At 71.6% G+C, this 13,199-nt stretch carries 8 protein-coding genes; 2 read left to right on the top strand and 6 right to left on the bottom strand.

The genetic code is table 11. From position 1 onward, the window contains the following. Positions 1–93 precede the first annotated feature (93 nt). The 6 genes from CEK65_RS12345 to CEK65_RS12320 form a co-directional block, all read right to left on the bottom strand. Positions 94–1,878 (bottom strand): acyl-CoA dehydrogenase C-terminal domain-containing protein, encoded by a 1,785-nt coding sequence (locus CEK65_RS12345; RefSeq protein ID WP_152181923.1) that lies wholly within the window; start codon positions 1,876–1,878, stop codon positions 94–96. Positions 1,879–1,981: 103 nt separating this feature from the next. Further along, a complete protein-coding gene (locus CEK65_RS12340; protein WP_193314777.1) occupies positions 1,982–2,629 on the bottom strand; it encodes a response regulator transcription factor in 648 nt (215 codons plus the stop codon). A gap of 88 nt (positions 2,630–2,717) precedes the next feature. Then, positions 2,718–3,437 (bottom strand): sensor histidine kinase, encoded by a 720-nt coding sequence (locus CEK65_RS12335; RefSeq protein WP_017915806.1) that lies wholly within the window; start codon positions 3,435–3,437, stop codon positions 2,718–2,720. Continuing rightward, positions 3,434–6,670 carry a serine/threonine-protein kinase gene (locus CEK65_RS12330; RefSeq protein WP_152181921.1) on the bottom strand — a complete coding sequence of 1,079 codons (3,237 nt, stop codon included), beginning with the start codon at positions 6,668–6,670 and terminating at the stop codon, positions 3,434–3,436. Before CEK65_RS12330 ends, CEK65_RS12335 begins: the two co-directional genes overlap by 4 nt. Then, a complete protein-coding gene (locus CEK65_RS12325; protein WP_152181920.1) occupies positions 6,667–7,518 on the bottom strand; it encodes an FHA domain-containing protein in 852 nt (283 codons plus the stop codon). The genes CEK65_RS12330 and CEK65_RS12325 overlap by 4 nt, the downstream gene beginning before the upstream one ends. A gap of 46 nt (positions 7,519–7,564) precedes the next feature. After that, complete coding sequence (locus CEK65_RS12320) at positions 7,565–8,392, bottom strand: DUF6689 family protein (RefSeq protein WP_226980565.1); 828 nt, start codon at positions 8,390–8,392, stop codon at positions 7,565–7,567. Between the two features lie 243 nt (positions 8,393–8,635). Between CEK65_RS12320 and CEK65_RS12315 the strand changes: the two genes are divergently transcribed. Together CEK65_RS12315 and CEK65_RS12310 are read left to right on the top strand one after the other, a co-directional pair. After that, the gene (locus CEK65_RS12315) at positions 8,636–10,039 is read left to right on the top strand and encodes a S8 family serine peptidase (RefSeq protein WP_152181918.1); all 1,404 of its coding nucleotides are present in this window, start codon (positions 8,636–8,638) and stop codon (positions 10,037–10,039) included. 632 nt (positions 10,040–10,671) lie between these two features. Continuing rightward, the gene (locus CEK65_RS12310) at positions 10,672–13,152 is read left to right on the top strand and encodes a S8 family serine peptidase (RefSeq protein ID WP_152181917.1); all 2,481 of its coding nucleotides are present in this window, start codon (positions 10,672–10,674) and stop codon (positions 13,150–13,152) included. Positions 13,153–13,199: the final 47 nt, after the last annotated feature.

The following is a 13,199-nucleotide window of genomic DNA, read 5'->3' as shown; positions in this document are numbered from 1 at the left end:
CGATTGGTGACGGTTTGTGTATCGGTCGCGGCAGGCCGTGCAACCCCGGCACGGCGTGCATGCCGGGGTTGCGTTCGGGCCTGGATGCGCGACTCAGAACTGCGCGTCGGCCAGTGTCATCAGCGGCGCGGCGCCGCTGTCGATGGCCGCGGCGTGGGTCAGTGTGCGCGGCAGCAGGCGGGCGTAGTAGAAGCGCGCGGTCTCGCGCTTGGACTGCTTGAACGCCTCGCTGTGCGCCGAGGCCTCGGCCGCGGCGACGCTGCGCGCCCACCAGTAGGCCAGCACCACGTAGCCGGAATAGAACACGTAGTCGTAGCTGGCCGCGCCCAGTTCCTCGGGATTGCCGGCGGCGCGCTGCAGGATACGCTTGGTCAGCGCCGCCCACTCGGCGGCCTTCTCGCGCAGCGGGGCGATGAATTCGGCTACCGCCGGGTTGTCGGCGTGCTCGGTCAGGAAGGCCTCGATCTGCGCCAGGAACAGCCTCAGCCCGGCGCCCTGGCTGGACGCGGTCTTGCGCCCGATCAGGTCCAGCGCCTGGATGCCGGTGGTGCCTTCGTACAGGGTGGTGATGCGCGCGTCGCGCGCCAATTGCTCCATGCCGTGTTCGTGGATGTAGCCGTGGCCGCCGAAGCACTGCAGGGCGTGATAGGTGTTCTCCACCGCCCACTCGGTCTGGCAGGCCTTGGAGATCGGGGTGAGGAAGCTGACCAGCACGTCGGCCTGCTCGCGTTCGGCCGGGTCCTGGGCGCTGTGCGCGATGTCAATCAGGGTGGCGGCATGCAGCGCCAGCAGGCGGCTGCCTTCGGTCAGCGCCTTCACCGTCAGCAGCATGCGGCGCACGTCTGGGTGCACCAGGATCGGGTCGGCCGGCTTCTCCGGCAGCTTGGCGCCGCTCAGCGAACGCGACTGCAGGCGCTCGCGGGCGTAATGCAGCGCGTTCTGGTAGGCGCGTTCGGACAGGCCGATGCCCTGCAGGCCGACGCCGAGGCGCGCGGTGTTCATCATGGTGAACATGGCCTGCAGGCCCTTGTGCGGCTGCCCGACCAGGTAGCCCTCGGCGCCGTCGAAGTTCATCACGCAGGTGGCCGAGCCGTGGATGCCCATCTTGTGCTCCAGCGAGCCGCAGCGCAGCGCGTTGCGCTCGCCGACGCTGCCGTCGCGGGCGACCTTGAACTTCGGCACCACCAGCAGGGAGATGCCCTTGGCGCCGGCCGGCGCGTCCGGCAGCCGCGCCAGCACCAGGTGCACGATGTTGTCGGTGAAATCGTGCTCGCCGGCGGTGATGAAGATCTTGGTGCCGCTGACCGACCAGCTGCCGTCGGCGTTGGGTTCGGCACGGGTCTTGAGCAGCCCCAGGTCGGTGCCGCAGTGCGGTTCGGTCAGGCACATGGTGCCGGTCCAGCGGCCATCCACCAGCGGTTTCAGGAACACCTCCTGCTGCCAGGCCTCGCCGTGCTGCTTGAGCGCCTCGACCGCGCCGTGCGACAGCAGCGGGAAATTGCCCCAGGCCAGGTTGGCGGCGTTGACCATTTCGTTGAGCGGCACGCCGAGGGTGTGCGGCAGGCCCTGGCCGCCGAACTCGGCGGCGGCGGTCAGCCCGGTCCAGCCGCCCTCGGCGAACTGCCGGTAGGCCTCGCGGAAGCCGGGCGCGGTGGTCACCGCACCGGTGGCCTTGTCGAGGGTGCAGCCGTGCTCGTCGCCGACCCGGTTCAGCGGCGCCAGCACGGTGCCGGTGAAGCGCGCCGCTTCTTCCAGCACCGCGTCGATCAGTTCGGCATTGGCGTCGGCATGGCCGAGGCGGGCGAACAAGGCCTCCACCTGCAGCACGTCGTGCAGCGCGAAGCGGAGATCGGTCAACGGGGCTTGATAGGTGCTCATGCGATCGCTCGTGACGAGGGCCGCGGTGCGGCCGAGGCGCCCAGGATACTATGGCGTATGGAGTATGCGCAGCCGCGCCGAACCGGCCGGTGCGCGGTGCCGTTCAGTCGAGCAGGCCGTGGCGGACCGCGTAGCGCACCAGTTCGGCGGTATTGCGCATGCCCAGCTTGTTGAGCACGCGGAAGCGGTGGTTCTCGGCGGTCTTGACGCTGATCTGCAGCACCCGCGCGATCTCCTTGGTGGTGCGGCCCTCCACGATCAGGTGGAACACCTCGCGTTCGCGCGCGGTCAGGCTGCGGTAGGGATCGGGCGGCAGCGCCTGCGGCTGCTGCATCTGCGCCACCAGTGCCTGCGCGGCCTGCGGCGAGAAGTGGCCGCGGCCGGCGTGCAGGTTGCGCACCGCGGCGATCAGGTCGGCGCTGGCGCTGTCCTTGAGCAGATAGCCGGAGGCGCCGGCGCGCACCGCGTGCAGCACGTATTCGTGTTCCTCGTGCATGGTCAGCACCAGGATCCGCGCCAGCGGCACGGTCTCGCACAGCCGCCGGACCACGTCGATGCCGTTGAGCCGCGGCATCGAGATGTCCACGATCGCCACATCCGGGCTGGTCGCCTCGGCCTTGGCCAGCGCCTCGATGCCGTCGGCGGCCTGCGCCACCACCTGGATGCCTTCGATCGCGTCGAGCACGGCGACCAGGCTTTCGCGCACCAGGGTGTGGTCGTCGGCGATGAGGACCCGGATCGGCGCGCTCATGCCGGTGCGCTCCAAGCGCGCCGACAGGGGCGATGTCGCGGCGTGTGCAGCGCCGCGCGGGTGTCGGGGCGGGGCAGGGCGATCACGTTCAATCGGCCTCCAGCGGGACCCGGATCTGCACGCAGCAGCCCTCGCCCGGGGACGATTGCAGGCGCAGGCTGCCGCCGCTCAGGCGCAGGCGTTCGCGCAGGCCGCTCAGGCCGCTGCCGCCGGCCACCAGCGCCTGCTGCGGGTCGCAGCCGCGGCCGTCGTCGAGCACCTGCAGATGCGCCCAGCCGTCGCGGGCCACCAGCCGCAACAGCACCGACTGCGCAGCCGAGTGCTTCAGCGCATTGGTCAGCGCTTCCTGCGCGCTGCGGAACAGCAGGGTCTGCAGCGCTTCGTCCAGCGTCGGCAGCGGGCCGATCTCGACGCTGACCGGGGTGGCGCCGGCGGCGGACTGGCTGCGGCCGAGCCAGCCCAGCGCGGCTTCCAGTCCCAGGTCGTCGAGGATCGGCGGGCGCAGCAAGCGCGACATCTGCCGGGTGTCTTCCAGTGCCTGCGTACACAGCTGGATGGCGTCCTCGAGCGGCGCGCGCAACGCGGCGTCGGCCGCGCCGAGCGCCGCGCCCAGTTGCGCCAACCGGTGCTTGAGCACGGTGAGGTTCTGGCCGACGCCGTCGTGCAGCTCGCGCGCCAGGCGCCGGCGTTCGTCCTCCTGCACCTTGACCACGGCGCGGCCGAGGCGGCGGAACTCGCGTTCGTTCGCTTCCAGCCGCTGCAGCAGCAGGCGGTAGCGTTCGGCGGCGGTCGTGGCAGCGTCGTTCATGGCGAGGTCTGTGCGCGCGCGACAGCGGAACCGTCGGTGGCCTGTGCCGCGGCGCGGCGGGCACGCTGCGCGGCGGCGTGGTCGCCGAGCGCGTCCAGGCGCTGCGCGGCCTGCGTGTGCAGGGCGGCGGCGAACAGCGGGCTGCCGCGCAGCAGCAGGGCCTGCGCCTGCGCATAGCGCGCCGCGACCTGGTCGGCCGCGCCGTAGCGCAGCGCCTGCTGCAGATAGCGCAGGCGCAGCCCGGCGTTGCCCAGGCGGGCGACGTCGCCCTCCAGCGCGGCGAGCGCGGATTCGTCGTGCGCCGCGTGTACCTGGACCTGCAGTTGCAGCAGGCGGGTGCCGCTGGCGCGTGCCAGCGCCTCGGCCTGGCGCAGCGCGGCGGCGGCCGCGGCGTCATCGCCGTCGCGTTCGGCCAGTTGCGCCTGCAGCAGCGCCGCACTCGCGCGCTGTTCGCTGGACACCGAGGCGGGCGCTTGCCGCTGCACCTGCTGCAGCGCCAGCCGCGCCTGCGCCGGGTCGTCCAGCGCCAGCCACACCTGCGCGCGCAGCAAGGCGATGTCGGTCTGCCCGCGCTGGTCGCGGCTCTGCTGGAACAGCCGCTGCGCCTGGTCCAGTTCGGTCAGCGCCACCGCGCGCTGGCCTTGCCAGAACGCCAGTTCGGCCAGGTTGCGCCGGCTCACCGCCACTTCCTCGAGCATCTGGTGGCGCTCGGCCTCGCGCAACGCTTGGCTCAGCAAGGTCTGCGCCTGGGTCCAGTGGCCGCGTGCGGTGGCCAGCAGGCCGAGATTCTGCGCGGTGCGCACGCGGCCGGTGGCGTCGTTGAGGTCGGCATAGGCGCGCGCGGCCTGTTCCCAGAATGCCTGCGCGCTGTCCAGGTCGCCCAACTGGAAGTGCGCGAAGCCGATGTTGTTGAGCGTCTCGGCGACGCCGTGCGCATCGCCGATCGCGCGCCAGGCGGTCAGCGCGCCGCGGAACGCCTGCAGCGCCTGCGGATAGTCGCCGCGCTCCTCGGCCAGCAGGCCGAGTTCGTTGGCGGCGGCGGCCTGACCGTCGCGGTCGCCGAGTTCGACGTACAGCGCCTGCGCCTGCTGCAGTTTCTGTTCGGCCTCGGCGAAGGCACCGCCGATGCTCAGCGTGCCCGCCAGGTTGCGCAGGCTGGTGGCGACGCCACGGCGATTGCCGACCTGCCGGCGCAGCTCCACCGCGCGCAGGTACTGCGCCTGCGCCTGCTGCGCCAGGCCGAGCCGGCCGTAGCCCACGCCCAACGCGTTCACCGTCTCCGCTTCGCCATAGAGGTCGCGGCCGCGGCGGAACAGCAGTTGCGCGCGCAGCAGGTCGTCATCCACCGCGGTGGCGGCGTTGCCGCTGAGGATCGCCAGCTTGCCCAGCGCCAACCACAGCCGCGGGTCGTCGGGATCGCGCTGCGCCAGCGTACGCAGGCGATCGCGTGCCGCGTCCAGGTGGCCGGCCTGCGCCTGGATGCGCGCGACCTGCAACTGCACCTCGCTGTCGTCGGGCCGGGCCGTGGCCAACGCCTGCCAGGCGCTGTCGGCAGCGGCGAGATCGTCTTCGGCTTCCAGGCGCAGCGCCGCCAGCAGCGCCAGGGTGCGCGGCCGCGCCTGCGTCGCGGGCGCGCGCGCATCCAGCGCCTCGCGCGCCTTCTGTTCTTCGCCGATGGCTTGCGCCGCGACCACCTCGGCCAGGCGCAACGGCGCGGACTGCGGCGCCTGCGCGCTGGCCTCGGCGAACTGCTGCAGTGCCTGCGCGCTGTCGTCGTGCTGCTGCGCTGCCAGGCCGCGCGCATACGCCTGCAGCGCGGCAGGCGCGGGCAGGTCGTCGGGCAGGGTGGCGCCTTCGCCGAGCAGCGCCCTGGACGCGATCGGCAACCAGGCGGCGTAGGCCGCGGCCGGATCGGCGGCGGTCGGTCCGTCGATGCGTTGCGGCACGCCGCTGGCCGGGTGCAGCAGCGCCTGCAGGCGCCAGCCGGCGCCTTGGTGTTGCAGGCTCGGCTGCAGCACGCGCTGCGCCGAAGCGAGCCGGCGCAGCGCCGCCACGTCCAGCGGCGCCTGGCCGGTGGGGTCGTACTGGCGCAACGCCTGCCGGGTGCGCGCGTCATCGACCACGGTCAGCGTTTCGCCGAGGCTGCCGCGCAGCCAGCTGCCGAGCGCCAGGCGTTGCTCGGCGCTGCCCTGGTCGCCGGCCAGCGGCAGGACCAGCAGGCGCGGCAGCGGTTGCGCGGCGACCACCGGCGGCGGGGCGCTGGCGCGTTGCGCCTGCCACCGCCAGGCACCGACGCCAAGCATGGCAGCACCGGCGAGCGTCGCGGCCAGGCCCAGGCCGATCCGGCGCCAGCGCCGACGATCGCGCGGCAGTTGCCGGCGCTCGATCGCCACGATGACCTCGCCGGCGTGCTGCAAGCGGTCGCGCGGCTGCGGGCGCAGCAGCCGCTGCAGCAACCGCACCAGCCAGCCCGGCACGTCCGCGCGCAGCCGGTCCACCGGCGGCGGCTCGCGCAGCATGCGCTGGGCCAGGGTCTCGGACAGGGTGCCGCCGGCGAACGGCACCTGCCCGGCGAGCATTTCGTAAAGGATCAGGCCCAGCGCGTAGAGGTCGCTGCGCGGGTCGAGCGCGTCGCCGCGCGCCTGTTCCGGCGACAGGTAGGCGGGCGTGCCGATGACGTTGCCCAGGGTCGCGCCGAGACCGCTGCTGGCCATCGAGCAGGCCACGCCGAAGTCGCTGATCAGCGCATCGCCGCCACGCTGCAGCAGGATGTTGGCCGGCTTGAGGTCGCGGTGCACGACGCCGCGCGCATGCGCCGCCTGCAGGCCGCGGGCGATGTCGCCGGCGATGCGCAGGGCGGTGTCGACGTCCAGACGTTCCTCGCGCTGCAGCCGCGCCTCCAGCGACTCGCCGTCCACGTAGTCCATGCTGATCAGCCAGCGTCCGGCGTGTTCGGCCAGGTCGTGGATGCGCACCACGTGCGGGCTGGACACCTGCCGCGCCAGCAGCAGTTCCTGGCGGAAGCGGGCGAAGGCCTGCGGCCGTTGCGCCAGTTCCGGGCGCAGCAGTTTGACCGCGACGTCGATGCCCAGCGCCTGGTCGTGGGCCAGGTACACCAGGCCCATGCCGCCGATGCCGAGCAAACGCTCGATGCGGAAGCGGCCGGCCAGCACGTCGCCCGGGGTCAGGCTCTCCTGCGCGTAAAGGCCGGTGGCGGTGGCCGCATCGCTCATGCCGGCCCAGGCCCCTGTTCCGCGCCGGTGTCGCGCAGCGCCTGGCGGGCGGCGATCCACAGCGCGGCGCGCTCGCAGAAGGCTTCGAGCAATTGCATGTCCAGCGCACCGATGGCGCTGCCGGCGCGGCGGCTGTCGGCGTAGATCGCGCCGAGCACGCGGGTGCCGTCGCGCAGCGGCAGGCACAGCAGGGTGCGCAGGCCGGCGGCGCAGACCGAGGCTCGCTCGGCCAGCCACGGCACGCCACCGACGTCGTGGGCCACGGTGGCCCGGCCGTCGCGCAGGGCGCGGTGCAGGGCGCCCTCGCTGCCGGGGAGGCTGTGCTGCAGCGGCAGCGGCCCGATCCCGTGGCTGGCCGCGACGCGCTGGCCGTGCGAATCGGTCAGAACCAGCAGGCCGCGTTCGGCCTGGGCCAGTTCGACCACCGCGTCCAGGCTGGCGCCGAGCAGATCGTCGAGTCCGCCGATCTGGGCAAGCCCTTGGGTGAGGGCGGTGGCGCGATCGCAGCGGGCGCGCTGGCGGCGTTCGGCCAGTTCCGCATCGGCCGGGCTGAGCGGGGCGAACTCGGCGTAGATGTCGCCAAAGCGCAGCCAGGTCGCGGTCTCCAGCGCGATCGGCGCGGCCACCCGCACGCCATCGCGGAAGCTGCCGTTCTTGCTGCCCAGGTCGTGCAACTGCCAGTGGCCGTCGGCCTGCGGCTGCAGTTGCGCGTGCCAGCGCGACACCGAGGGGTGTTCCAGCGCCAGCGCGTTGTCGGCCGCGCGGCCGATCGCCAGGGTCTGCCCGGCGGCGAGCAGCAGCGTCGGTGCCGGCGCGTCGGGCAGGTAGGCAGTCAGGCGCGCGGGCATCGCGGCGTGTCCTCCGTCGCGGTGGGTGCGACCGGTCCCGCAGCGCTCAAGGCGCGTAGAGACGTTGGTAGTCGATGGAGAAGCGCAGCGTCGCGGCGCCGGCCAGCAGTTCGCCGGCGGGGTTGCCTGCGCTCATGCCGGCGTTCCAGGTTTGCGCGATGCCGTGGCCGGCGCGCGACGACACCTGCTCGCGGAACCCGTCCAGCGCGACCGTGGCAGCGGTGTAGTCGGCATTGGCCAGGGCGCTCTGTACGCTGTTCAGTATCGAGGCCAGCGGCGCCGCCTCACTGGCGGGCAGCTGCGCCACCAGCGCCTGCAGCCGGTTCAGCTTGGCGGCCACCACGTTGGCGGTCGGACGCAGGTCGTGGAGCACGATGAACTGCGAGAAGCCGCCGGTGGTGCCGCGGGCGCGGACGCTGCCCGGAGCGATCTCATCGGTGATGTCGCGGAAATCGCCGCCTTCCGGGGCCTTGAACAGGCGCAGGGTGCTGTCGGCGGTATAGGCCAGCGCATGCGTGTGCAGCTCCACATGCACGACGCGCCGGAACGTCAGGCCGCCGCTCGGTGGCGGTGTCACCGTGATCAGCAGCGGCAACTGCGACGGCACCTGGCCGGTTTGCGTGCTGGGCAGCCGCGGCAGCAAGGCCGTGACCTGGGCCGGGGTCAGCAGTTCTGCGCTCAGGCCGAGGTTGGCCGGGCTGAGGCCGCTGGCGTTGTCGAACTCCAGCGTCAGTTCCGCGAGCGGGTGCGGGCCGGCGCCGATGGCCGCCGTCGCCACATTGCCGCTCACGTCCACCTGCACCGGCAGCGGTTGCGCGGCGAGCCCGCCGCACGCTGCGACGGCGCAGAACAGCAGGCAAACCCTTGCGAACATCGTGTGCATCTGAAACCCCCTGTTGCATGTGCCGGCACAGTGCACCGCGCCTGCGTTCCGCCCGGCACCGCGGCGCGCGGCAGCGGCCTTCGTCCCGATCATACCGATCCGTACGGGCGATGCACGCGGCCCTGGGTGTTTCCACCCACGCGCAGTAGGGGCGATCCCGGATAGGCGCCACCGCGCGGCCGCGTCAGGCTGCAGTCACCCGCCCGTCCCGGGCCCACCAACCGGAGATTCCAGATGCCCATCCGTCGTCCCGCACTCGCCATCGGCATTTGCGCCGTGCTCGCCAGCGGCGTCTTCGCTGGCGGCAAGGCCGAAGCTGCCGCGCATCTGGACAGCCTGCTGGAGTCCAAGCTGGCCAGCACGCCGCTGACCGACGAGTTGCAGATCGTCATCACCTACAAGCAGTCCAAGCCGGTCTCGGCGGCGCAGCTGACCGTGTTGCACGACCTGGGCATCACCCGCGGCGTCAGCATGCAGACCCTGCCGATCGCCGGTGCGCTGGCCACGCCGGAGGAGATCCTGGCGCTGGCCGAGCGCGACGACGTCGCTTCGATCTACTACAACGCCCCGCTGCGCTACTTCAACCAGGACGCGCGCCAGGCCACCGGGGTCGACCGCGCGCAGAGCAATCCGGGCGACTTCGGCCGCACCGTGCCGTACACCGGCCGCGGCGTCGGCGTGCTGATCAACGACTCGGGCATCGACGCCACCCACCGCGACCTGGCCTATGGCGACCGCGTGGTGCAGAACGTGCTGGCCAACACCAACCTGCACAATCTGAACTCGATGCTGCCGGTCACCTACCTGGAGGGCGTGCCGAACACCGACGCCGGTTCCGGCCATGGCACCCACTGCGCCGGCACGGTCGGTGGCAGCGGCGCGCAGTCCGGCGGCAAGTACCGTGGCGTGGCGACCGGCGCCAGCCTGGTCGGCTATGGTTCCAGCGGTGTGCTGCTGGTGCTGGATGCGGTGGGCGGCCTGGACTACGCGGCCTCGCACCAGAACAGCTTCAAGGATCCGATCCGCGTCGTCAGCAACTCCTGGGGCACCTCCGGCAAGTTCGATCCGGCCGATCCGGTCAACGTCGCCACCTACGAGCTGTACAAGCGCGGCATCGTCAGCGTGTTCGCCGCCGGCAACGACGGTCCCAAGGAGGACACCCACAACCCGTATGCGCAGGCGCCGTGGGTGATCTCGGTCGCCGCCGGCAACGTCGACGGCACGCTGGCCGACTTCTCCTCGCGCGGCAAGGCCGGCGAGCGCGATACCTTCACCACCGCCGACGGCAAGAGCTGGACCCACATCAACCAGCCCAGCATCACCGCGCCGGGCGTGGACATCATCTCCACCCGCGCCTCCACCGGCCTGTTGCCGCCGCTGGCCGCGCAGAAGGACCAAAAGCTGATCGCGCCGGCGCAGCTGCCGTTCTACACCACCATGAGCGGCACCTCGATGGCCACGCCGCATGTGGCGGGTGTGGTGGCGCTGGTGCTGGAGGCCAATCCGAACCTGACCCCGGACCAGGTCAAGGACCTGCTCGAGCGCACCGCCACACCGATGGCGGGACGTGCCTCCTGGGAAGTCGGCGCCGGTTATCTCAACGCTTACTCGGCGTTGCGCGAAGCCAGCAAGAAGTGACCGGATCGGGCGGACGCCAGCGTCCGCCCGATCCGCTGCAAGCGCAGTCGACCGCCGTGTCGGTGCTTGCGATGCAGTCCGGAGGCCGCCGTTCTTCGACCAAATGAAGCGCCGTCCGATCGACTGCTGTCGTTGACGTTTTCGCGGTTGTCTTCGATCACGCTGTCGCCGTTCGGCGGCGTGGTCGGCAGCCACCGCGATCCCCCGTGCTGGACGTGCGGGGTTCCACCGCTCCCCGGAATGGCGTCCGGGAATCGGAATGGGCCCCGCACGTCCCGCATTCCTTTCGGCCGCACCGCGCGCCGATGCGCCGGATCGGGCACGCCGCTCCCCGCACCCTGTTTTTGCCGCATGTCGGCGCCCTCTGCCTGCCATGCACTCTGTTGCCGTTCCAGCCGCGGTGTTCGCTGGATCGGGTGGCATGCCCCGGCGTGTGGCTCGCCGTGCAGTGCCGACTGTCGCGAGCGGCGACAGGGGAGCGCACCCTCCAATCCCGTGGTAGTTGCATGCGCCGCGGCTGGGTGTTTCCACCCGGCCGGCCTGGGTGCGATACCGGATTGGCCGCGCATCGGCGCGCCCGGCACGCTGCGCTGACCGCCCGCTACGGGCTTCGACGATCCGGAGATTCCGCAATGTCCATTCGCCGTCCCGTTCTTGCCGTCGGTATCTGCGCCGTCCTCGCCGGCGGTGTGTTCGCCGGCGGCGACGCCCTGGCCGCCGCGCATCTCGACCAGGTACTGGAAGCCAAGCTCGCCGCTGCGCCGGCCGGCGACGCACTGCAGATCGTGATCACCTACGATCAGTCCGGGCCGGTCTCGGCCTCGCAACTCACCGCGCTGCATGCGCTGGGCATCACCCGCGGGATCACCATGCGCACGCTGCCGATCGCCGGCGCGCTGGCCACGCCGGCCGAGATCCGCGCGCTGGCGCAGCGCGACGACGTCGCCTCGATCTACTACAACGCACCGCTGCGCTATTTCAACAAGGAAGCGCGCGAGCTGACCGGCGTGGACCGCGCGCAGGGCAATCCGGGCGATTTCGGCCGCGCGCTGCCCTACAGTGGCCGCGGCGTCGGGGTGATGATCAACGACTCCGGCATCGATGCCACCCATCGCGATCTCGCCTACGGCACCCGCGTCGTGCAGAACGTGCTGGGCACCACCAACCTGGCCAACGTCGATGCGATGCTGCCGATCACCTATGCGGAGGGCGTGCCCAATACCGACCTCGGCTCCGGCCATGGCACGCACTGCGCCGGCACGGTCGGCGGCACCGGCGCGCAGTCCAATGGCGCCTATCGCGGCGTGGCGACCGGCGCCAGTCTGGTCGGCTACGGATCCGGTGCGGTGCTGCTGATCCTGGACGCGGTCGGCGGTCTGGATTATGCGGCCACGCATCAGTTCAGCTTCAAGGATCCGATCCGCGTCACCAGCAATTCCTGGGGCTCCTCCGGCAAGTTCGATCCGCAGAATCCGGTCAACGTCGCCACCTACGAGCTGTATAAGCGCGGCATCGTCAGCGTGTTCGCCGCCGGCAACGACGGCCCCAACGAGGACACCCACAATCCGTACGCGCAGGCGCCGTGGGTGATCTCGGTGGCCGCTGGCGAGAAGGACGGCACGCTGGCCGACTTCTCCTCGCGCGGCAAGCGCGGCGAGAGCGGCAGCTTCACCATGGCCGACGGCAAGACCTGGACCTATCTCAACGAGCCGACGATCACCGCGCCCGGCGTGGACATCGTCTCCACCCGCGATTCCACCGGCGCGCTGCCGCCGTTGGCCGCGGACAAGGACAGCAAGCTGATCGCGCCGGCGCAACTGCCGTTCTACACCACCATGAGCGGTACCTCGATGGCCACCCCGCACGTGGCCGGCATCGTCGCGCTGCTGCTGGAGGCCAACCCGGACCTGACTCCGGACCAGGTCAAGGACCTGCTCGAACGCACCGCCACCAACATCCCCGGGCGCACGTACTGGGAGGCTGGCGCGGGCTACGTGAATGCCTATGCCGCGCTGTTGGAAGCGAGCAAGCAGCGCAGCGGCTTCGGCAAGACGGTCAATTCCCTGCATCCGTTCTACAGCAATGCGCTGGTGCTGCCCGGCGGCAGCCAGCCGTTCGAGGTGGCGTTCTCGCCGGTGGGCACGCCGCAGACCCAGTCGTTCACCGTCGGCAAGGACGTCGCCTGGGTCAGCGCCAAGGCCACCATCGACGCCAACACCCAGGCATTGGTGCTGACCGATCCGGACGGCGTCAGCCATGGCTCGCCGGTGGCGTTGCCGTTGCTGGGCAGCACGGTCAGTGTCGGTGCGCCGGGCAAGCCGGGCACCTGGACCATCAGTGTGCGCGGCATCGGTTCGATCAGCGGCGTGCCGGTGGCGCCCAAGGGCAGCAACGGCATCGCGGCCCCGGGCACGGTGCGCGGCACCCTGGATTTCCTGCGCAGCGGCGGCTACACCGGCCTCAACGACGTCGCCAGCGGCGATCGCGATCGCGGCGCGGTGGAATACGCGGTCGCCAACCGCCTGATCGACGGTTACGCCGACGGCCTGTTCCGTCCGCAGAATCCGCTCAAGCGCGCGGAGTTGGCGCGCTATCTGGTGATGGGCGCCGGCGTGCGCCAGGCGCTGCCGGCCGCGCCCAGCTTCAGCGGGCTCGGCCGCAACGACCCGGCCTATCCGTTCGCCGAGGCGGCGGTGGGCAAGGGCGGGGTGCTGCGCGACCTGCAGCAGAACCAGGCCGCGGTGCTGGGGCTGGTCGCCGGCGATTTCCGTCCCAACGACGCCGTCAGCAAACTGCAGTTGGCGTATTCGCTGGTGCAGGCGCTGGGCCTGCAGACGCAGGCGCTGGCCTTCGACGGCACGCTGTCGGTGAGCTACAACAACCAGCGGCTGCCGATCGAGGACGTGGCGGCGATCCCGAGCAACCTGCGCGGCTACGTGCAACTGGCGCTGGATGCCGGCATCCTCAACGCGCGCTTCACGGTGACCCAGGGGCCGCAGGACCTGCAGCCGACCCTGCATGCCTACTTCGATCCGGGCAGCACGGTGTCGCGCAGCGGCTATGCGGTGATCGCCGGGCGCTTCCTCGGCGTCAATCGGCAGGCCAAGGACTGAGGACTGCGGTGACCGCGGCGACAGCATGTGCGCAGGCGCAAGGCCTG

Origin of the sequence: Xanthomonas sp. LMG 12459, from assembly GCF_009192905.1 — a bacterium.
GTDB classification, from domain to species: Bacteria; Pseudomonadota; Gammaproteobacteria; order Xanthomonadales; family Xanthomonadaceae; genus Xanthomonas_A; species Xanthomonas_A sontii.
This window is presented reverse-complemented; position numbering and strand designations above follow the sequence as displayed.